The following is a 19,783-nucleotide window of genomic DNA, read 5'->3' on the forward strand; positions in this document are numbered from 1 at the left end:
GGATACGGGAATGGGAATCAGAACACGCATAACCGACTTGCTCGGGATCGAGCATCCGATCGTCCAGGGCGGCATGATGTGGGTGGGAACCGCGGAGATGGCTGCGGCGGTTTCCAATGCCGGTGGCCTCGGAATCATCACCGCGCTCACCCAGCCGTCTCCCGATGCGCTGCGCGCCGAGATCGAGAAATGCCGGGAGCTTACCGACAAGCCATTCGGCGTCAATTTGACGATCCTGCCGTCGATTAACCCCCCGCCCTATGCCGACTATCGCAAGGCGATCATCGACAGCGGCATCAGGATCGTCGAAACCGCAGGCTACAAGCCGCAAGAGCATGTCGACGATTTCAAGGCGCATGGCATCATCGTGCTCCATAAGTGCACGGCTGTCCGGCACGCCCTCTCCGCCGAACGCATGGGCGTCGATGCCATTTCGATTGATGGCTTCGAATGCGCCGGGCATCCGGGCGAGGATGATATTCCCGGGCTCATCCTGATTCCCGCCGCTGCCGCAAGGGCGCGCGCGGGAAGGAAGGGCTGGACCGCGGCGATCCCGATCATGGGATATGGACGGCTGGCATGGTTCAGGGTCTCATCCATGATATCCCGACGTGTCACGAACTCATCGACCGGATCATGGGCGAGGCCGAGTCGATCATCACGAAGCGGCTGGCGGCGATGATGCCTGGAGCGCTCACGTCATGAACGTCGATTTCGATCCATCGCTCGAAGCGTTTCGCGAGGAAGTCTGCGCGTTTCTCGATACGGCACCCACCGACGCGATCCGCGAGGCGGGGCGGAAGACCACAAGCGTTTTCGCGCCGTTCGAGGCGACAATGGAATGGCACCGCCTTCTATATGCGCGCGGCTGGGCCGCCCCGGCCTGGCCCGTCGAATATGGCGGGACCGGTTGGTCGCTCGAGCAACGCTATATTTTCTCCGAGGAGCATTGGAAGCGCGATCTGCCGCCGCTCCTGCCCAACGGCCTGATCATGGTCGGCCCCCTGCTCATGGAGCTTGGCACGCCCGAACAAAAGCGCCAGCATCTCCCCGGGATCCTTTCGGGCAAGGATTACTGGACCCAGGGCTATTCCGAACCGAGTGCCGGTTCTGATCTTGCCGCCCTGTCATGCTCGGCCCTGGCCGACGGTGACGATTATATCATCAACGGCCAGAAGACATGGACGACCCTCGCCCACAAGGCCAACAAGATGTTCATGCTCGTGCGCACGAACCGGGACGGCAAGAAGCAGCAGGGCATTACCTTTCTCCTCCTCGACCGGACCGACTATCCCGGCATGCACATCCGTCCCATCATCGGCCTCGATGGTGTGGCCGAGCAATGCGAAGTATTTTTCGATAACGTCCGCGTCCCCCAGGCGGGCCGCGTGGGCGCCGAGAATGAAGGCTGGAGCGTCGCCAAGGCGCTGCTCAAGCATGAGCGGGGCGGCGCTGCGCATAGCCCGGCGATCAGGCGCAAACTCGATGCGATCCGGGCCGCGGCGAGGGATGCAACGGCGTCCTTTGGCGGACCCCTCAGCGAGGATCCGGTATTCCAGCGCGACCTTGGGGAACTCGAAGCCGAAGTCGCGTCCTTCGAGCATGTCGAGAAGCTGGTGCTAAGCGGCCACGCCCTCGCCGACGATCCCGCGATGCCGTCGCTCAACAAGGTGATGAGTTCGGAACTCTCGCAGCTGCTGTCGATCATGATGACGCGTGTTGCCGGGATCGACGCGCTGCCGTTGCAATTGGAAGCCCTTGAGGTCGGGTCCGGCGTTCAACCCCTGGGCGATCCCTTCAGCCTCGTGGCGATGCCCTATTATCTGAATACCCGGGCCGCTTCCATCTATGCCGGCAGCAACGAGGTCCAGCGGGACCTCATCTCCCGCAATCTCCAGACCCTTCGCGCCTGAAGCAGAGCCCATGAATTTCGAATTCTCCGATGAGCAGGTCATGCTCCGCGACAGCCTCTCCCGGCTGCTCGATCAGCGTTACGCCTTTGAATTGCGCCGACGCATCATGGCTGGTCAGGCGGAAACCGGAATCTGGAGCGAACTCGTCGATATGGGGATTGTCGCGATGCCGCTTCCCGAAGCCTGCGGGGGACTGGGCGGTTCGGCCTCCGACATTGTGGCGATATCGGAGCTCTTCGGTCGCCATCTGGTCATCGAGCCTTTGCTTCCCTCGGTGATCCTCACGGGCCGGGCGCTCGCTCGCTTCGATCCCGCGGGACCGGTGCCGCAATGGATTGCCGATATTGGCACCGGAGCTTTGCGCGGCGCCTTCGCCCATGAGGAAGGTAGCGGCACCGGCGCCTCTTCGACGCTGTCGACCAAACTCTATGAAGGTGAGGCCGGTCCGCGCATCCGGGGTAGCAAGAAGCTCGTTCTTGGAGGCGGAGAAGCAGGGGTGCTGCTCATCTCGGCGCTCTCGGAGACGAAGGCGGTCTGCCTGGCCGCAGTGCCCGCCGATGCCGAAGGCATCGAAGTGCGGCGATATCGCGCGCTCGATGGCAGGCCCGTTGCGGATATCCTGCTCCATGACGTCGCGGTCGACAGGGCTGCCATCATGGCGGGCGCCGATGCGGCGCTGGAGGCCTTGCTCGCGGATGCCCGACTCGCACTCGCAGCCGAAGCCGTCGGGGCCATGGCCGTCCTGATGGCAACCACCGCAGACTTCGCGGGCACGCGCGAGCAATTCGGTCGGCCGATCGGAAGCTTTCAAGCGATCGCGCACCGGCTCGCCGATATGAAAATTGCCTATGTCAAGGCGCGAGCGTCGCTTCTCTATATCGCGGCGCTGGCCGACAGCGGACGGGCAACGAGCCGGGATATTTCGGTATTGAAGGCGCAGGTTGGCAGGCTGGGGCGCGAGATCGCGCAGGGGGCCGTACAAATCCACGGCGGCATCGGCATGACCGACGAGCTTCCGGTCGGTCATTACCTCAAACATATTCTCACGATCGACGGTCTGTTCGGCAACACGGACTATCATCTGCGTGAAATCGGCAGGGTAGTCGCCGCTGCGTGAACAGGGGGGAAGCGTCAGCTTCCTGTTTCAGAAGCTATGGAAGGTACGAAAAATGACCAAGAGCTTACGCGCTGACACGATGGCTACCGATAGCGCTGCTCTCGAGCAGATGCTGCAGCGCCAGCGCAAGGCCCATATTGCAGACGGTCAGGCGAGCGCGGAGTTGCGTATTGACCGGCTCGATCGCTGTGCTGCCTTGCTTCGCGACTATTCCGCGCGGTTCGAAGAGGCAATCAATGCCGATTTCGGCAACCGGTCGCGCCATGCATCGGCTATCACCGACATCATGAGTCCGCTTGGCGCGCTGCGCGACTGTCGGGCCAATCTGCGTAAATGGATGCGCAGCGAACGACGGCCGGTCGAACCGAGGTTGCTCGGCCTCTTCGGCGCCCGGTCGGAAATCCGGTTCCAGCCCAAAGGCGTGATCGGCATCATTGCGCCGTGGAACTTTCCGGTGGGTCTCGTCTTCTCTCCGCTTGCCGGCGTTCTGGCCGCCGGGAACCGGGCGCTGATCAAGCCGTCGGAATTCACGCCGCGAACGTCGGATCTGCTCCAGCAATCGATCGCCGAATATTTCGCGCCCGACGAGGTCGCGGTCGTGACAGGCGGTGCCGATGTGGGGGCCGCCTTCGCGGCGTTGCCCTTCGATCACCTGATATTCACCGGCGCCGGCTCGGTCGCAAAGCATGTGATGCGCGCTGCGGCGGAGAATCTCGTGCCCCTGACGCTCGAGCTTGGCGGGAAGAGCCCTGTGATCCTCGGTGCGAGCGTGGACATGCCCGTCGCCGCAGCGCGGATCATGGCCGGAAAAACCCTGAACGCCGGTCAAATATGCCTGGCGCCTGATCATATATTCGTGCCTCGTGGGCTACGCGACAGCTTTGTCACCGAGGCACGGCAGGCGACCGAGGCGATGTTCGGCTCCCTCAAGGATAATCCTGACTACACGGCCATGATATCGGACAGGCACTTCGAGCGCGTGCGCGGCTATGTCGCGGACGCGCGTGAGAAGGGTGCCACGATCGTCGAGATCAACGCCGCTGGCGAGACGTTCGAACAGCAGGAGCATCGCCGGATACCTCCGACACTCATTCTCGATGCGACCCGCGACATGGCGGTGATGCAGGACGAGATATTCGGGCCGCTTCTGCCGGTCGTTGCATATGACAGCGCCGAGGAGGTTGTGGCGGAGATCAATGCGCACGACCGGCCGCTTGCGCTTTACTATTTTGGATCGGAAGCGGGCGAACGCGATCGCATCATCGATGCCACGACCTCGGGCGGTGTGTGCGTCAATGACGTGATCATGCATTGCGCGCAGGAAAATCTGCCTTTCGGCGGCATCGGGCCTTCGGGTATGGGTGCCTATCACGGGATCGACGGCTTTCGCGAATTCAGCCATCGCAAGGCGATCCACACTCAGCTCGGCAGGGATCTGGGGCCGATGAAGCTTTTCAGGCCGCCCTATGGCGCCAAGCTTCGCGCCTTCGTCGACAAGCAGATCGGAGCGGGCGCCCGGTAGAAGGAGCTAGCCGTCGAATTTGAACACGCTGTCCGCGCGCGCCAGACCAATCGACTGATCGGGGACGCATTGGTACATGAGATATTCGACGGCTCTCCCGTCCCCCCGACCCTCGGCGACCGCCATCACATGGTTCAGCCAGGAATAGCGCGCGTGGCTGGTTTCGAAGCGGGGCTGCGTCGCAAAATAGGTCTCGCCGAAATCGACCGTCTCGCCGGCCTTGTATTTGGCCGCAGCCTGCGGCGTCGTGTTGGCGACCCCGAAATATTGGACGAAGATGTTCGCCATGTCGTGGGTGACGATGACGAGCCGAACGTCGATGTGAAAGACGCCCTCCTGGTCGATCAACTCGAACTCGCCTCCGACAGGCGCGACCGTGCCCTTGATACGTGGGCCTTCGACGGTGCCGCCGCCCAGCTGCCACACGTTGCGGCGACCCTTTGGTATCGGTCCGATCGGATAGCGGTTGCCCAGATCGACGCGCATGCGCAGCAGGGGTTCAAGGTGCATGCTCTTCTCCATCAAGTTGGAATGCTCGGCTGCTACGGGCTGTCGTTTGGAAGCGGGCAGCGTCGCATCCTAAGACGGGCCGCGATAATAATCAATTGACCAATTAACTTGCCACCTGACGTCTGCTTGCCTATCGATCGGTTTTAGGAAGACGCTGCGCGCGCAAGTGGCGAGCCGGTCGTATAAGGATGGGAGACAGCTGAGATGAAAGGGACAGCAGCAGCGCAGACGCCCGTGATCATCGCCGTCGGCGAGATTGTGGACCGCCCGGATGACCCGGGCAAGGCGCTCGAACCTGTGGCGCTGATGGCAGAAGCGCTGCGCCGCGCGGCGGCGGAAACGCCGGCCGTTCTCGGCGCGCTGGACTCGATCGATCTCGTCGGACAGGTCACCTGGCGCTACCGCGACCCCGTAGCTCTTCTTTGCGAGAAGCTCTCGATCGGCCCCGCCCGTGCCCAAAATGCCAGCATGGGCGGCGAAACGCCTATTCGCCTCCTGCACGAGGCAGCACTCCGTATCGCGCGGGGTGACAGCGCCGTTGCCGCGATCGTCGGCGGTGAGGCCGTCAATGCGATGGGCAAGGCGCGCAAGGCCAAGGCGAAGCTCGACTGGACCCCGCTCGCTCCCAAAGAGGAAACCGTCGCGGTCGACTTCGCCTCGCTTCCGATGCGCAAGGCCTCGAAAAAGCTCGGAATGACTGCGCCCGTTCATATCTACCCGCTCTATGAGAACGCCTTCCAAGCCGCCCGCGGGCAGACCCCGGCCGAGGGCCGCGCCGCTGCCGCCGAACTCTGGGCGGACTATGCCAAGGTAGCCGCGTCCAATGAAACCGCATGGTTGCGTTCCGCGCCGGGAGCGGCAGAGATCGGCACGCCTTCGGAGAGCAACCGGCTGGTGGCCTTTCCCTATCCCAAGCTGATGGTCGCGAACCCTTCGGTCAACCAAGCGGCCGCGATCGTCGTGGCAAGCCTCGAATGGGCCCTCGCCAACGGGATTCCCGAAGAGCGGCTGATCTATATCTGGGATGGCGCGGCAGCGCAGGAGCCCGGGGATTATCTGGAACGCGACCGCTATGACCAGTCGACCGCGCAGCGCGTGGTTCTGGAGCAGGCAGTCGAGATCGCTGGCGGCGATGCCTCCGCGATCGATCTGGCGGAAATGTACAGCTGCTTTCCGATTGTGCCCAAGATGGCGCTCGAGACGCTGAAGCTGCGGCCGGACGTCAAGCCGACGGTGACCGGCGGGCTGACCTTCTTTGGCGGCCCGATGAACAATTATATGAGCCACGGCGTCTGCGCGATGGTCCGGGAGATGCGGGCCGGAAAGGGAACCACAGGCCTTCTCTACGGCCAGGGTGGCGTCGTATCCAAACATCATGCGCTGTTGATCTCGACGCGGCCACCGGAGAAGACTTTGAGGCCGGACTATTCGGTTCAGGCCAGGGCGGACGCGTTGCGCGGCTCCGTGCCCGAATTTACAGAGACCTATGAGGGCGCTGCCACCGTCGAAACGCACACGATCATTTATACGCCGAAGGGCGAGGTCCTCCACGGCGTCGTGATCGCGCGCACCGCAGATGGCCAGCGAACGATCGCGAAGGTACGGCGTGACGATGATCGATCGATCTTGGTCCTCTCCTCGCTCGACGCCAATCCCATCGGCACGTCCGGCCATATTCGCATCGATGCCTTTGGCGCCCGAATTTGGGAGGTAGGCGAGAAGCGCGACCGGCGCGCGGCGCCGCACCGCTTCTGTCTCGTCGAACGCGACGGGCCGATCACTCTGGTCACGATCAATCGCCCCGACGCGATGAACGCGTTGACGCCATATGCGAACGAGGAGCTGGCCGAGGTTTTCGACGACTTCCAGGCTGATCCCGATCAGTGGGTGGCCATCCTGACGGGGGCCGGCGACAAAGCCTTTTCGTCGGGCAATGACCTCAAGTTCACCGCGCAGTCGATGGCTGCGGGGTTGCCGCTCGAGACACCGACCAAGGGATTTGCCGGCCTCACCGCGCGCTGGGACAACAACAAGCCCGTGATCGCCGCGGTAAATGGTATTGCCATGGGTGGCGGCTTCGAGATTGCATTGGCCTGCGACCTCATCATCGCGGCCGAAGGCGCCGTTTTCGCTCTTCCCGAGCCCAAGGTTGGCCTCGCCGCTCTTGCGGGGGGGCTCCACCGTCTGCCGCGGCAGATCGGCCTCAAGCAGGCCATGGGCATGATCCTCACCGCCCGCCGCGTATCGGCCGCTGAAGGTCTGTCGCTTGGCTTCGTCAATGAAGTGGTGCCGCAAGACGAACTGCTCGCAGCGGCGCGGCGTTGGGCCGATGACATCGCCGCGTGCAGCCCGATGTCGATCCGGGCTTCCAAGGAGGCCGTCATGAAAGGCCTGGACGAAAGCGACCTCGCGGCCGCCTATGGGAACCAGACGCGATATCCGGCGATCGGAGCGCTCTTCCGGTCGGACGATGTGCGCGAGGGGCCGCTCGCGTTCGCCCAGAAGCGGCCACCGGTCTGGAAGGGCCGATAGGTTTTCTCGGGGTCTGCCGGGAAGGAGAGGGGGAATGGGTGTGGCGACAGCTTTTGATCTGACCGGGCGCGTGGCGCTCGTGACCGGCGCTTCGTCCGGACTTGGCGCGGGCTTTGCGCGCGTGCTCGCTGAGGCCGGCGCTAAGGTGGTCCTTGCGGCGCGGCGTGTCGACCGGCTCGAGGCAGAGGTCGATGCGATCAGGGGGCAGGGCGGCGAGGCGCTCGCCGTGGCCCTCGATGTCACGGACGAAGCCTCGACAATAGCGGCCTATGATGCAGCCGAGGCAGCTTTCGGAACTGTCGACACGATTGTCGCCAATGCGGGTATCGCGAGCGACAACGCCGCCCTGCACCTCACCGCCTCGCATGTCGACGATCTGCTCGCTGTCAACGTCCGGGGCGCCTTCCTGACCGCCACCGAAGGAGCGCGGCGGCTCGTGGCAGCGGGAAGCCGCGAGCGCGAGCATGGCCGAGTCGTCATCATCGGCTCTATCACGGCCGAGCGGGCGCTGCCCGCGGCGTCCGTTTACGGCGCGACCAAGGCCGCTGCGCGCCATATGGCCAAGGCATTTGCGCGCGAATGGGCGCGGCGCGGCATCAATGTGAATGTCATCCAGCCTGGCTATTTCGAGTCCGAGATGACGGCGGAGATGGTCGGAAGTGAAGCGGGGCAGGCCTATATCGCTTCCTTTCCGCGCGCCCGCTTGCGCCCGGCGAGCGATCTCCACGCGCCGCTGCTGTTTCTCTGCTCGGACGCATCGCTCGGGATAACCGGTACGGTCATCACCGTCGATGATGGACAATCGCTATAAGACATCCTTGCGACTTGCCTCTCCCGCTTTGGCTCCGGAGGGGGCGTTAGCCTCCGGTCAGCGCAGAAACTGGCCGTCGTCGACCTTGAGGATCGTCCCGGTGACCGCTTCCGAGGCGGGCGACACCAAATAGAGCAAGCTTGAATCAAGTTGCTCCGGCAAACCCAGCCGCTTGCGCGGAAAGGTGCCGATAAAGGCGTCGCCGGTCCGTGACCGCATCCCGTCCATCATCTCGGAATCGAACGAGCCCGGGGCAATGCAATTGACGTTGATATGAAAGCGCGCCCATTCGATCGCCAGGGCTTCGCTCATCCGCACGACCGCAGCCTTGCTCGTCGCATAAAGGGCGGCACCCTGCCTGGGCGCCACAAAGGCCGCTATCGAGGCTATATTGACGATCCGCCCATGTTGCCTGGCCTCGATGAGCCGCGTTGCAACCTCGCGCGCGAAGAGGAAGGGCGCACGCACGTTCACGTCGAGCACGCGATCGATGAGATCGAGCGGCATGCGCGTTGCGAGCTGCGCATCGGGAATGCCGGCGTTGTTGATGAGGATCCCGGTTGTTCCGAAAGCCGCCTGCGCCTTATCGACAGCCTCGACGATTTGCCCCGGGTCAGCGACATCGGCTGCGACGGCGGTCGCTCTGCCGCCCGCCGCCTCTATCTCGGCGACCAGCGCTTCGAGGCGTTCGATACGTCGGCCGACGACCGTAACGGCGGCACCCGCCGCTGCGAGCGTTTTGGCAAAGCGGTGGCCGAGCCCCGACGAGGCCCCGGTGACGATCGCAGACTGGCCCGCGAGAAGCGAGGCATCCTTCGGCGCGGCGGTCATCGCGATGTGGCTCCGGCAGATTTGTCCCTGGCCCAATATTCGTCGCGGATGAGGCGTTTGTAGAGCTTGCCGGTGTCGAGCCGGGGGAGCGCTTTCGAGAAGTCGATCTGACGAGGTGCCTTGACGTGACTGAGCTTCTCGCGCGCGAGCGCGGTAAGTTCAGCCGCAAGCGCGTCACCGGCGTCGGACCAGTGGACGGGCTGAACGACCGCGATCACGCGCTCGCCCATCTCTTCGTCCGGTCCGCCGATCACGGCGACGTCCGCGACCTTTGGATGTGTCACCAGCAGATTCTCGATCTCCTGCGGATAGATGTTCACCCCACCCGAGATGACCATGAAGCTCTTGCGGTCGGTGAGATAGAGATAGCCTTCCTCGTCGACCCAGCCGATGTCGCCGAGCGTCGTCCATCCCTCCGCATGCCGCGACTCGTCGGTCTTGGCAGCGTCGTTGTGATACTCGAACCGCGGCCCGCCGCTGAAATAGATCGTGCCTTCCTGCCGAGGCGGAAGCTCCTGTCCTTCTTCGTCGCAAATGTGGAGCTTCGTCGTCAGGGGCCTGCCGACCGAGCCCTTGTGAGCGAGCCACTCCTGAGGCCCGATGAAGGTCCCGCCATTGCCTTCGGATCCACTGTAATATTCATGAATGATCGGACCGAACCAGTCCATCATCGCTTCCTTGACCGGGACCGGGCAGGGGGCGGCGGCGTGGACCACGGTGCTCAGCGACGAGACGTCATGGGCGGCGCGCTCGCCCTCCGGCATCTTGAGCATGCGGATGAAATGAGTCGGCACGAATTGCGCGATCGTCACCTTGTATCGCGCGATGGCGGCGAGCGCCGTCTCGGGGGCAAAGCGCTCCATGAGAACGACGGTGGCGCCAAGGCGCATCATCGCCATCGTCCAGCGGAGCGGTGCCGCATGATAAATGGGGGCAGGGCAGAGATAGATGCTGTCCGCCGACGCGCCGTAGAGTTGCGTCGCCACCATGACGACCGAGTCCGGCTTGTCGATGGGCTCGCCGCAGATCGGGCTCGGCTTGATGCCTTTCGGCCGTCCCGTCGTGCCCGACGAATAGAGCATGTCATAGCCCGCCTGTTCGTCGGCGACCGGGACTGGGGGCATTGCGCTGCGTTCGGACTCGAAATCGAGATAGCCCGCGATCCGGCCGCCTGTTGCGAACAGGTCGATATCGAGGTCGCGCCGCGCGATTTCCGCCGCGACCTCGCCTTGCGCGGCCGAAATGATGAAGATCCGGGCGCCGCTGTCGCGCAATATATATTCGACTTCGTCAGCCTGGAGCTTGTTGGAGATGGTGACGAAGTAGAGGCCTGCACGCTGGGCAGCCCAGGCGATCTCGTAAAAGGCGGGCGAATTGGGAAGGCACATCGCGATCGTCGAGCCGGGAGCCAGTCCGAGGGCTCTAAATAGCTGCGCGCCCTGGTTCGAGCGGCGGTCGAGATCGGAATAGCGCAGCGTCTCGCCCGTTTCGGCCATGATCAGGGCGGGCTTGTGGGGCGTCGAGCGGGCATGGATCGAGGGATGCATAGTGTCCGTCCTCTCAGGGGATCATCACGGCCTTCACGCACCGTCCGGCGTGCTGGTCGGCAATGGCTTCGTTGATCTGCGATAGCGGATATCTGCGAACGAGACGGTCGAAAGGCAGCTTTCCCGCCTTGTAGAGCTCGATCATGCGGGGAATGAACGCATCGGGTAGGCTGTCGCCTTCGATGATGCCCATCACGATATGACCCGCACCGACCAGCTGGTTGATCGAAAGACCCAGCCGATCGTCGGCGGGGCTTGCGATTCCGACAAGTCCGAAGGTCGCGCGCGGCGCCAATGCGGTCATCGCGGATTCGATGACCTCTCGCCGGCCTGTCGTGTCGAACGCATAATCGACCCCGACCGGGACGATTTCGCGGATTGCCGTCGCAAAGTCGGCGGAGGCCGGATCGATGACGTGCGTCGCGCCAAGTTCGAGCGCCAGGGCCCGGCGTTCCTCCCGCGGCTCGACAACGAGGATGGTGGCACATTCCTGGACCTTGGCGCCGAGGACCGCACTCAGCCCCACCGCGCCGGCGCCGATCACAAGAAGCGACGAGCCTTTGGGGCAGGCGAGCGAGTTCATCACCGCGCCCACGCCCGTCTGGACACCGCAACCCAGCGGGCCAAGCAATTCGATCGGGAGCGCTGGGTCGACGCGGACGGTGTTGCGTTCATTCGCAAGTGCATAGGATGCGAATGACGACTGGCCGAAGAAGTTCGCACTTGCGGGTTCTTCGCCGACACAGAGCGTCCGGCTTCCGTCCACTCGGCAGCCGCCATAGTTCATTTGCGCGAAGCGAACACAATAGGCCGGCCGGCCCTCATCGCACCGGGGGCATTCGCCGCAGCTGTTGAAGGTCAGTACGACATGATCGCCAGGGCGCACCTTCGACACCCCCTCGCCGACGCGCTCGACGATACCCGACCCTTCATGGCCAAGCACCGCCGGCGCCTTCATGATCTGGAGACTTCCGCCAAAGGCAAGGTCGGTATGGCAGAGGCCGACGCCCGCGATGCGGACCAATATCTCGCCCGGCCGCGGATCTTCGAGCATGATATCCTCGATATCCCAACGGCCTCCCGGGGTGCGGGCTACCGCGGCGATTGCTTGCTTGGCCATGCTCCATCTCCCATGCGCCGCCGCCGTTCGTCCATTGTCGAAAGGGGCGGCGGCAATCCTTGTCGCGTGGAACTATCAATTGGCAAAAAAATAATCAATCAACTAATGAAATTCTCTGATGCTCGTGATGGGGCGCTGAGGCGAAGAGTGTGAGGGAGAGTGACGGTGGCCGGCGACGCGTTTCGTGAGGACATTTTCAAGAACAGGACATTGTTCGTCGCCGGAGGGTCAGGCGGCATCAATCTCGCGATTGCCGAGCGATTCGCCGAACTCGGGGCGAACATAAGCCTCATAAGCCGCGATACCGAGCGGGTGAGTGCAGCCGCCAGGAGCATTGACCCGGGTGGCGCGCGCGCAATAGGGTTCGCCGCAGATGTTCGCGATTTCGAGGCGGTGGACGCAGCCTTCGCGGCGACGGTCGAACGGTTCGGGGAGATCGACTTCGTCGTTTCCGGTGCTGCTGGAAATTTTCTGGCACCGGTGATTGGCATGTCCGCAAACGCGTTCAAGACGGTCATAGACATCGACCTTCTGGGCACTTTCAACGTGATGCGCGCCGCATTCGACCATTTGCGCAAACCTGGCGCGTCGCTCATCTCGATTACGGCGGGACAAGCCGTTCGCCCGACGATGTTCCAGGCGCATGCCGGCGCGGCAAAGGCAGGGATCAACAATCTGACCCAGACGCTCGCGATGGAGTGGGGACCAGCCGGCGTTCGCGTAAACGCCATCGCTCCGGGGCCGATCGGCGATACCGAAGGCATGCGCAGGCTGACCCCATCGGAGGCTGCGACCGCGGCGTTGAAGAAACGGATTCCGCTGCGCGACTATGGCGTCAAGCGCGACATCGCCGATCTCGCGGTATTTCTTTGCACCCCCAATGCAAAATATATCACCGGGGCAATTCTCGATTGTGACGGAGGTTCTGTGCTCGGTGACGCGTCGGCAGACGCCCTCACTGTCCCGCCGCGATAGGCAAGGACCGGTCAGACTTCGAGGAGGTTGTCCTGTAGCCGGCCAAGATCGCTATCCGAGAGGCCGAGGACGTCCTTCGCGAAGCTGTATATCGAGCCATGCCGCCACTCCAGTTCGCGAAAGGCAGCCTCGATATAGCTGCGATCGGCGCGCATAAGGATTTCGAGCGCATCGGGCGCCAGGCGTTCCATCCACTTTCCTTGCATGCCCGCCGCCGCCGCACTCGCGGTCAGGCGTTTCCAGTCGAGCAGTTCGGCCGTCTTGCAATAGTCCGCGATGATATATTCCCGGCGAATTCCGATAAGATCGAGCAATAATGCGACGGCGATGCCGGTGCGGTCCTTCCCGGCCGAGCAGTGGATGAGCACCGGCAGGCTGCCCGCGGCGATGTGGCGATACAGGCTGGCAAGATGCGTCGCGTGCCTGTCGGCCAGGCTTCGGTAGAAATGCCGCACTGCTTCGGCATAATCATCGGGCTCGAGGTCGCGCGCAAACAGCCGCTGATCGCCTGAAAGATCGATATCGCCCTCGTCCCAGACCAAGGTAGTGCGCTTTTCCGCAAAAGCCGGAACGGTCGGATGGAGCGCGCGCTCACTGGCCAGGCGCAGGTCTGCGATCGTGGAAATCGCGTCGAGCGATTCGTTACGGATATCGTCGCTCGTCAACTCGTCCAGCCGGGCGGACCGCCATATCAGCCGTCGCTTCAAAACCCTGCCATCGCGGGCCGGATAGCCGCCGACCTCCCGAAAGTTCTGGCCGCCGGCAAGTGCGACCAGCCGGTCCTCTTCGATCACGACAGTCTCGGTCATATGATATCCCACAAAAAGGTGCGCCCGTGCGCCGCGTTTATCAAACAGTCCCGGGTTGCCAATATGTGACGCCATCCCCTTCGACTTTGGCGTCATCGCCCGGTGCCCGGGCTCCATCCCCGCTCATGCCAGACCGGAAGAACCCGCCCCAGCCTTATTATGTGATTGATTAATTGATTGTGCAACCCGGTCGGGGGATGCTAGCTCACCGGATCAGCAATGGAAAAGGTCCGCGGATGACAGGCAAGCCGCTTCGCGTTCAGGTCGAAAGCGCCGAAAACGTAGCCGTCGTGCGCTTCGCCAATCCGCCGCACGGCACCATCTCGAACGGCGGTGCGGCGGACCTTGTCGCGGCGATCAGGCCCCTCCTCGCGGCGGCCGAAACACGAGCGATCATTCTCACTGGCGGTCAGGACGGCATCTTCATCCGCCACGCCGACGTCCGGCAAATTGCAACTTCGCTTGAACGCGTAGGCATGGGAAGCGTCGATCCGCAAGCCTTTGCGACCAGCGCATTCGCCGAACTCGGCGCGATGCTCGACGCCGCCGAAAAGCCGGTGATCGCCGCGATCGACGGCCTGTGCATGGGCGGCGGCTTCGAAATTGCACTTGCCTGCACCATGCGGATCGCATCGCCCGCCGCCACCGCGATCGGCCTTCCCGAAATTCGCCTCGACATCTTCCCCGGCGGAGGGGGAACGCAGCGGCTGTCGCGACTGATTGGACGCCATCGGGCCCGCCTGCTCATGCTCCGCGGCGACGTCATGACGGCCAGCCAGGCGCTGGCGGCCGGCCTTGTCGATGAAGTGGTCCCGTGTGCGCTTGATCGTGCCCTCGAATTGGCCGGCATGTTCGCCGGCCGTTCGACCGCCGCGGTGTCCGCGATCCTGCGCCTGACGGCCACTGACGAAGACCGGGAGAGGCTGGCCGCGGAAGCTTGCCGGTTTGGCGAGCTTGGCCTCACCGGCGAGGCGCTGCCGGAGGCGCTCTTCCAGTTCGCTGAAGGCGATGTCGGACTTGAAGCGATGCGATGAAGGGGCTGTGCGCAGCGTCAGGCGTCAGGCGTCAGGGCTCCGGCGAAACCCGGACGACGAGCTTTCCGTCGTTGCCCCCTGTAAACAGCAGGTCGAGCGCGGCCACCGCCTCCTCGAGCCCGTCGACGACATGATCCTTCCAGGCAAGCCGGCCCTCGGCAATCCACGACGAGAGGTCGGCGAATGCTCCAGGCGCCTGGCGAAGATAATCGATCACGATGAAGCCTCGAACGGTCAGGCGCTGCATGAGAATTCGCCCGAAGTCGCGCGGCCCCGGCATTGGTCCTTCCTCATTGTAGGCGGAGATCATTCCGCACAGCGCCATGCGGCCATCCTTGCGGAGACGCGAGAAAACGGCATCCATGATCGGGCCGCCGACATTTTCAAAATTCATGTCGATGCCTGTCGGGTACAGCCGGTCGAGCGCGACACCGACATCCTCGTTGCGATAGTCGATCGCCGAATCAAACCCCAGCGTCTCGGTAAGCCAGCCGCATTTTTCCGGGCCGCCGGCAATCCCGACCACTTGCGCGCCCTTGATGCGGCCGATCTGACCGACGATCGAGCCGACGGCACCCGCCGCCGCGGACACCGCCAGGACTTCGCCTTCCCGAGGCTGGCAGATGTCCAACAGCCCGAAATAGGCCGTCAGTCCCGTCGCCCCGAGGACCGACAAATAGGCCGTCAGCGGAACGCCAGCCTGCGGCGCGATACGACGCGATCCGCGCTCATTCGCTATCGAGTAAAGCTCCCAACCGCCGGTCGATGGCAGGACGAGGTCCCCGACGCGAAAGCGGTCCGAGCGCGAAGCCTCGACGACGCCGATCGTGCCGCCGCGCATGACGTCGCCCACACCGACCGGAGGCAGATATTGGTCGCGATCGCTCATCCAGAGCCGGTTCGTCGGATCGAGCGAAAGATAGAGGTTGCGAACCAATATCTCTCCGTCCGCGAGCGGGCCTATGGGCGTTTCCCGCAGTTCCAGGTCCGCGGCGCCAGGCGCGCCTTGCGGACGGCGCTTCAATATCCATTGGCGGTTCTTCATATCCTATCTCCTTAAGCGCGGGACAGCGACCAGAGCCAATTCCCATCCGGGGCGCGCGGCGACCCTTTCACAAGAAAGTCTGACCATGATTGCCATCAAATTCTGCCTGCGGCGGTTGCCCGCTCTCACGTTGTCCGAATTTCAGGACTATTGGCTCAATCAACATGCACCGCTTGTTCGCAGCGTTGCCGAGACGCTTGGTATCCGCCGCTATGTCCAGTCGCACGCCCTTGACGACGACGGGCTCACCCGTGCTTTGGCTGGCCGCGGCTGCGAGCTTCCGCCCTACGACGGTATTGCCGAGCTTTGGTACGATAGCGCGGCTGCCGTGCGAGCGGCGGGTATGACCGAAGCAGGACGCGCCGCAGGCAGGCTGCTGCTCGCCGACGAGAAAAGGTTCATCGACCTTCCCAACTCGCCCATCTTCTGGGTTCAGGGGCACGACATCATCAGCAATGGATAGCGGCGGGCGAACGCGCCGCCCGCCGCTATTTGTCATCGGCTCCAATCCGTCAGCCAAAGCATCGACGTCAAAGCCTTTCGATGATGATCGCCGGCGCCATGCCGCCCGCGGCGCACATGGTGACCAGGCCATAGCGGCCGCCCGAACGCTCGAGTTCGTCGAGCGCGGTGCCGATCAGGATCGAGCCGGTCGCGCCGATCGGGTGACCGAGCGCCATCGCGCCGCCGTTGATGTTCACCTTTTCGCGGTCGAGGTCGAGGTCGCGGATAAACTTTTCGGCAACGACGGCGAAGGCTTCGTTGATTTCCCAGACGTCGATATCGTCCTTGGTCAGTCCGGCCTTTTCCAGCACCTTTTTCGCTGCCGGAACCGGGGCATTGAGCATCAGCGTCGGGTCGTCGCCCTGGTTGGCATAGGCGACGATACGCGCGCGCGGCTTAAGGCCGTGTTTGTCGGCATATTCCTTCGATGCCAGCAGAATGGCGGCGGCACCGTCGACGACGCCCGACGAATTTCCGGCGTGGTGGAAATGCTGAATCTCAAGGTCGGGGTAGCGGCGATTGATCTGGCCGCGGAAGGTGACGCCGCCGCCCAGGTCGAAATCCGACAGGCCCGCAAAGCTTGGCTTCAGCGCGGCCAAGCCTTCGGCGGTCGTTTCGGGGCGCGGGAACTCCTCGCGCTCGAGCGCGACGCTGCCGTCGGTGTTCAGCACCGGAACGACCGACTTGCTGAAACGGCCTTCCTTGATCGCCTTGTCGGCGCGCTGCTGGCTGACGAGCGCGAGCGCATCGAGAGCCTCGCGGCTGATGCCTTCCATCGTCGCGATCGCGTCGCCGCAAATTCCCTGGTGCGATTGCGGGTGGAGCGTGTCGAGCGCTTCATGACCCGATCCCATCATTTGGGGGGCAAGGCCGGCGTTGGCCTGCTCAGCGGCGTGGCTGGCGGTAAAGCTCATCATTTCGGTGCCGCCGGCGATCACGCAATCTTCCATACCCGACATCACCGACGCCGCCGCGAAATTCACCGAACTGATGCCGCCGCCGCAGAAGCGGTCGAGCGTCGTGCCGCTCGCCTTGATGTCATAGCCCGCCGAGAGCGCCGCCATGCGGCCGAGATCACCGCCCTGCTTGCCGACCTGGCTCGACGTCGACCAGATGATGTCGTCGACCGTTGATGTGTCGAGATTATTGCGGTCGCGGATCGCAGCGAGCACCGTCGCGGCAAGATGCTGCGGGTGAAGGTGCGAAAGCGCGCCCTTGCCGGGCTTGCCGATCCCGCGCGGGGTGCGGACGGCGTCGATGATATAGGCTTCAGTCATGAAAGCATCCTTGCAAGAGATTGGTCCGACCCAGAATTAGTCGAGCGATTAATTTAATCCCTCGCTTCGATCAAGCGAATTGGTCGACGCGGCAGGAATGCTCGGGAGCCCGGCCGGCGGCGAGCCCGCATGCAAAAAACGCTTGCCTCGTCGCATAATCAATTGAATGATTAAATAGAGCCAATTGTTTGCGGCCACCTGATGGGAGAAAATCCGGATGAGCTTTTTCGACAGCTTCACGATGACGATCGGCGGCAAGGCCGTCTCGTCGAGCGAGACGATCGATGTCATCAATCCGGCAACCGAGGAGATCGTTGCCAAGGCTCCCGACTGCTCGGAAAAGCAGTTGGACGACGCCGTGGCCGCCGCCCGCGCGGCCTTTCCCGGCTGGCGTGCTACACCGATCGAGGAGCGGCGGCGCGCGGTGGCCAGGATTGGCGAGGTTCTGACCGAGCACCAGGCCGACTTCGCCCGTCTGTTTACGCTTGAGCAGGGACGCCCGCTCGACGGCGCGGCGCAGGAGATCGCCTTCGCCGCCTATTGGGCCAATGAGGTATCGAAGCAGGACATTCCGGTTACCGTCACCGAGGATAGCGCTTCAAAACGGTCCGAAACGCGCCACGTCCCGCTCGGGGTGGTCGCGGGCATCGTACCCTGGAACTTCCCGGTCAATCTCGCCGTATGGAAGATCGCACCGGCGCTGCTTACCGGCAATACCCTGGTGCTCAAGCCTTCGCCCTTTACACCGCTCACGATGCTCAAGTTGGCCGAGCTTCTTCGCGAGCATCTTCCGCCAGGCGTGTTCAACGTGATCAGCGGCGGCGATCGCCTTGGCCCTTGGCTGACCGCGCATGAGGGCATCGACAAGATCAGTTTCACAGGCTCGACCGCGACTGGCAAGCGCGTCATGGAAACCGCGTCCAAAGGCCTCAAGCGGGTAACCCTTGAGCTCGGGGGCAATGATGCGGCAATTGTCATGCCCGATGTGGCGCTGGATGAGGTGGCCGACAAGCTCTTCTTCTCGGCCTTCGCGAACAGCGGCCAGATCTGCATCGCGACGAAGCGGATGTATGTGCACGAAGATGTGTATGACAAGGTGGCGGATGCACTTGTCGCGCGCGCGCGCGGCGCGAAGGTCGGCGACGGGCTCGACCAGGGAAGCAATTTCGGACCGATCCAGAACCGCCCCCAGTTCGAACGTGTCAAGAATCTCATCGAGGACGCCAGGCAGCAGGGGCTGCGCTTCCTTGCCGGCGGCGACGTTCCCGAAGGAACTGGCTTCTTCGTGCCACTCGCGATCGTCGACAACCCACCCGAGGATAGCCGCGTGGTGCAGGAGGAGGCTTTTGGCCCGGTCCTCCCGCTGTTGAAGTTCCGCGACATCGACGAGGTGGTCGCTCGTGCCAACGCCTGCGAATATGGCCTCGGCGGCTCGATCTGGTCAGCCGACACGGAGGCCGCAGCGGACATCGCGTCGCGTCTCGAGACGGGAACCGTGTGGATCAACGACACGCTCTACATCATGCCCTGGACGCCCTTCGCGGGTCACAAGCAATCGGGGATCGGCGTCGAGAACGGCAAGGAGGGACTGCTCGAGTTCACGGTGCCCCAGACGATTACGATCGCCAAATAGGTCCAGCGGAGCTTGGCGTCGGTCTCGGCGCGAGGGGACGGAATCGTGCGGCTGCGGCTGGAGGCGCCAAGTCTGCGCCGCGGCGCCTTGCGTCTTTCCCGCGCTGCTCAACCGGGGCGGCGCGTCGTCAGTTCGCGCGCGCTTCGGCCGAGATTCCCCTGATAAGGTTGTTGCAGAGCTCCGATACGTAGCGGCGTTTGAGATCGTCGTTGATCTCCTCAAGGCCGAACACATGTCGCGCCTGGTGGCGAGAATGGAACAGCTGGTCGCAGGCCCCGACGATCATGAAATAGAAGACCAGAGGATCGACCTCGCGGAAGATGCCCTTGGCCCGGCCTTCTTCCAGAATCGCGCGCTGCGCCTTCGCGACCGGCAGGCTGATTTCCTCGGCGATCTGCTTGCCATAATCGCCCGACGGCTCGTTGGCCAGCTCGTGCATCAGCCGGTTGACATAGGGATATTGATAATAGGTGTTGACCATGCCGCTGATGTGGATGCGCAACTTGTCCTGCGGCGAAATATCCATTTTCAGCAGCTGCTGCAGGTCCGCCATTCCCTGACCCAGGCGGCGGCGAAGCAGCGCCATCAGCATGCCCGCCTTGT

General features: G+C 63.4%; 17 protein-coding genes and 1 pseudogene. 10 read left to right on the forward strand and 8 right to left on the reverse strand.

Going from position 1 to position 19,783, the window contains the following annotated elements:
- Nucleotides 1-10 precede the first annotated feature (10 nt).
- From V6U71_RS03875 to V6U71_RS03890, 4 genes and pseudogenes are all read left to right on the forward strand, one after another.
- Nucleotides 11-705 (forward strand): annotated as a pseudogene (locus V6U71_RS03875) (NAD(P)H-dependent flavin oxidoreductase).
- Nucleotides 702-1,913, forward strand: coding sequence for an acyl-CoA dehydrogenase family protein (locus tag V6U71_RS03880; protein ID WP_105998668.1), 1,212 nt, complete (start codon nt 702-704; stop codon nt 1,911-1,913). Before V6U71_RS03875 ends, V6U71_RS03880 begins: the two are co-directional and overlap by 4 nt.
- A 10-nt stretch (nt 1,914-1,923) precedes the next feature.
- Nucleotides 1,924-3,030, forward strand: coding sequence for an acyl-CoA dehydrogenase family protein (locus V6U71_RS03885; protein WP_058537085.1), 1,107 nt, complete (start codon nt 1,924-1,926; stop codon nt 3,028-3,030).
- A gap of 109 nt (nt 3,031-3,139) precedes the next feature.
- On the forward strand, nt 3,140-4,552 hold the full coding sequence (locus tag V6U71_RS03890) for a coniferyl aldehyde dehydrogenase (RefSeq protein WP_411342302.1): 1,413 nt from the start codon (nt 3,140-3,142) through the stop codon (nt 4,550-4,552).
- Nucleotides 4,553-4,558: 6 nt separating this feature from the next.
- On the opposite strand, the gene V6U71_RS03895 is transcribed toward V6U71_RS03890, so the two are convergent.
- Nucleotides 4,559-5,062: a DUF3237 domain-containing protein gene (locus tag V6U71_RS03895; RefSeq protein ID WP_054586689.1), complete on the reverse strand. Its 504-nt coding sequence runs from the start codon at nt 5,060-5,062 to the stop codon at nt 4,559-4,561.
- Between the two features lie 204 nt (nt 5,063-5,266).
- Between V6U71_RS03895 and V6U71_RS03900 the strand changes: the two genes are divergently transcribed.
- Both V6U71_RS03900 and V6U71_RS03905 read left to right on the forward strand, forming a co-directional pair.
- Complete coding sequence (locus V6U71_RS03900; protein ID WP_054586690.1) at nt 5,267-7,594, forward strand: enoyl-CoA hydratase-related protein; 2,328 nt, start codon at nt 5,267-5,269, stop codon at nt 7,592-7,594.
- A gap of 34 nt (nt 7,595-7,628) precedes the next feature.
- Entirely contained in the window at nt 7,629-8,405 is a 777-nt protein-coding gene (locus V6U71_RS03905) for an SDR family NAD(P)-dependent oxidoreductase (protein WP_054586691.1), read from the forward strand.
- 57 nt (nt 8,406-8,462) lie between these two features.
- Here the strand turns inward: V6U71_RS03905 and V6U71_RS03910 are convergent, their stop codons facing one another.
- The 3 genes from V6U71_RS03910 to V6U71_RS03920 are packed head-to-tail and all read right to left on the reverse strand — an operon-like array spanning nt 8,463 to nt 11,903.
- The gene (locus V6U71_RS03910; RefSeq protein ID WP_054586692.1) at nt 8,463-9,236 is read right to left on the reverse strand and encodes an SDR family NAD(P)-dependent oxidoreductase; all 774 of its coding nucleotides are present in this window, start codon (nt 9,234-9,236) and stop codon (nt 8,463-8,465) included.
- Nucleotides 9,233-10,783, reverse strand: coding sequence for an acyl-CoA synthetase (locus V6U71_RS03915; protein ID WP_411341041.1), 1,551 nt, complete (start codon nt 10,781-10,783; stop codon nt 9,233-9,235). Before V6U71_RS03915 ends, V6U71_RS03910 begins: the two co-directional genes overlap by 4 nt.
- A gap of 13 nt (nt 10,784-10,796) precedes the next feature.
- Nucleotides 10,797-11,903, reverse strand: coding sequence for an NAD(P)-dependent alcohol dehydrogenase (locus V6U71_RS03920; protein ID WP_411341042.1), 1,107 nt, complete (start codon nt 11,901-11,903; stop codon nt 10,797-10,799).
- Nucleotides 11,904-12,068: 165 nt separating this feature from the next.
- On the opposite strand from V6U71_RS03920, the gene V6U71_RS03925 reads away from it, so the two are divergent.
- The gene (locus V6U71_RS03925) at nt 12,069-12,878 is read left to right on the forward strand and encodes an SDR family oxidoreductase (protein WP_411341043.1); all 810 of its coding nucleotides are present in this window, start codon (nt 12,069-12,071) and stop codon (nt 12,876-12,878) included.
- A gap of 11 nt (nt 12,879-12,889) precedes the next feature.
- Here the strand turns inward: V6U71_RS03925 and V6U71_RS03930 are convergent, their stop codons facing one another.
- On the reverse strand, nt 12,890-13,783 hold the full coding sequence (locus V6U71_RS03930; protein WP_411341044.1) for a tyrosine-protein phosphatase: 894 nt from the start codon (nt 13,781-13,783) through the stop codon (nt 12,890-12,892).
- 140 nt (nt 13,784-13,923) lie between these two features.
- On the opposite strand from V6U71_RS03930, the gene V6U71_RS03935 reads away from it, so the two are divergent.
- Nucleotides 13,924-14,721, forward strand: coding sequence for an enoyl-CoA hydratase/isomerase family protein (locus V6U71_RS03935; protein ID WP_411341045.1), 798 nt, complete (start codon nt 13,924-13,926; stop codon nt 14,719-14,721).
- Nucleotides 14,722-14,752: 31 nt separating this feature from the next.
- Here V6U71_RS03935 and V6U71_RS03940 read toward each other — a convergent pair whose 3' ends face one another.
- Nucleotides 14,753-15,745 carry an NADP-dependent oxidoreductase gene (locus V6U71_RS03940; RefSeq protein ID WP_411341046.1) on the reverse strand — a complete coding sequence of 331 codons (993 nt, stop codon included), beginning with the start codon at nt 15,743-15,745 and terminating at the stop codon, nt 14,753-14,755.
- Between the two features lie 106 nt (nt 15,746-15,851).
- On the opposite strand from V6U71_RS03940, the gene V6U71_RS03945 reads away from it, so the two are divergent.
- Nucleotides 15,852-16,229: an EthD domain-containing protein gene (locus V6U71_RS03945; protein WP_054586699.1), complete on the forward strand. Its 378-nt coding sequence runs from the start codon at nt 15,852-15,854 to the stop codon at nt 16,227-16,229.
- Between the two features lie 67 nt (nt 16,230-16,296).
- On the opposite strand, the gene V6U71_RS03950 is transcribed toward V6U71_RS03945, so the two are convergent.
- Complete coding sequence (locus V6U71_RS03950; RefSeq protein ID WP_411341047.1) at nt 16,297-17,547, reverse strand: acetyl-CoA C-acetyltransferase; 1,251 nt, start codon at nt 17,545-17,547, stop codon at nt 16,297-16,299.
- Nucleotides 17,548-17,764: 217 nt separating this feature from the next.
- Here V6U71_RS03950 and V6U71_RS03955 point away from each other — a divergent pair, with 217 nt between their 5' ends.
- Entirely contained in the window at nt 17,765-19,180 is a 1,416-nt protein-coding gene (locus V6U71_RS03955; protein ID WP_411341048.1) for an aldehyde dehydrogenase family protein, read from the forward strand.
- A gap of 127 nt (nt 19,181-19,307) precedes the next feature.
- Here the strand turns inward: V6U71_RS03955 and V6U71_RS03960 are convergent, their stop codons facing one another.
- A complete protein-coding gene (locus tag V6U71_RS03960; RefSeq protein WP_411342303.1) occupies nt 19,308-19,772 on the reverse strand; it encodes a hypothetical protein in 465 nt (154 codons plus the stop codon).
- Nucleotides 19,773-19,783 lie beyond the last annotated feature (11 nt).

The organism is Sphingopyxis sp. J-6, from assembly GCF_046603995.1.
Classification (GTDB): domain Bacteria; phylum Pseudomonadota; class Alphaproteobacteria; order Sphingomonadales; family Sphingomonadaceae; genus Sphingopyxis.

Bases quoted from the DNA above. Each gene is read 5' to 3' on its own strand.
- V6U71_RS03900 (WP_054586690.1), top strand. From the start codon at position 5,267: ATGAAAGGGACAGCAGCAGCGCAGACGCCCGTGATCATCGCCGTCGGC.
- V6U71_RS03910 (WP_054586692.1), bottom strand. From the start codon at position 9,236: ATGACCGCCGCGCCGAAGGATGCCTCGCTTCTCGCGGGCCAGTCTGCG.
- V6U71_RS03920 (WP_411341042.1), bottom strand. From the start codon at position 11,903: ATGGCCAAGCAAGCAATCGCCGCGGTAGCCCGCACCCCGGGAGGCCGT.
- V6U71_RS03945 (WP_054586699.1), top strand. From the start codon at position 15,852: ATGATTGCCATCAAATTCTGCCTGCGGCGGTTGCCCGCTCTCACGTTG.
- V6U71_RS03960 (WP_411342303.1), bottom strand. From the start codon at position 19,772: ATGCTGATGGCGCTGCTTCGCCGCCGCCTGGGTCAGGGAATGGCGGAC.
- V6U71_RS03890 (WP_411342302.1), top strand. From the start codon at position 3,140: ATGCTGCAGCGCCAGCGCAAGGCCCATATTGCAGACGGTCAGGCGAGC.
- V6U71_RS03905 (WP_054586691.1), top strand. From the start codon at position 7,629: ATGGGTGTGGCGACAGCTTTTGATCTGACCGGGCGCGTGGCGCTCGTG.
- V6U71_RS03915 (WP_411341041.1), bottom strand. From the start codon at position 10,783: ATGCATCCCTCGATCCATGCCCGCTCGACGCCCCACAAGCCCGCCCTG.
- V6U71_RS03885 (WP_058537085.1), top strand. From the start codon at position 1,924: ATGAATTTCGAATTCTCCGATGAGCAGGTCATGCTCCGCGACAGCCTC.
- V6U71_RS03955 (WP_411341048.1), top strand. From the start codon at position 17,765: ATGAGCTTTTTCGACAGCTTCACGATGACGATCGGCGGCAAGGCCGTC.
- V6U71_RS03880 (WP_105998668.1), top strand. From the start codon at position 702: ATGAACGTCGATTTCGATCCATCGCTCGAAGCGTTTCGCGAGGAAGTC.
- V6U71_RS03930 (WP_411341044.1), bottom strand. From the start codon at position 13,783: ATGACGCCAAAGTCGAAGGGGATGGCGTCACATATTGGCAACCCGGGA.
- V6U71_RS03895 (WP_054586689.1), bottom strand. From the start codon at position 5,062: ATGCACCTTGAACCCCTGCTGCGCATGCGCGTCGATCTGGGCAACCGC.
- V6U71_RS03950 (WP_411341047.1), bottom strand. From the start codon at position 17,547: ATGACTGAAGCCTATATCATCGACGCCGTCCGCACCCCGCGCGGGATC.
- V6U71_RS03935 (WP_411341045.1), top strand. From the start codon at position 13,924: ATGACAGGCAAGCCGCTTCGCGTTCAGGTCGAAAGCGCCGAAAACGTA.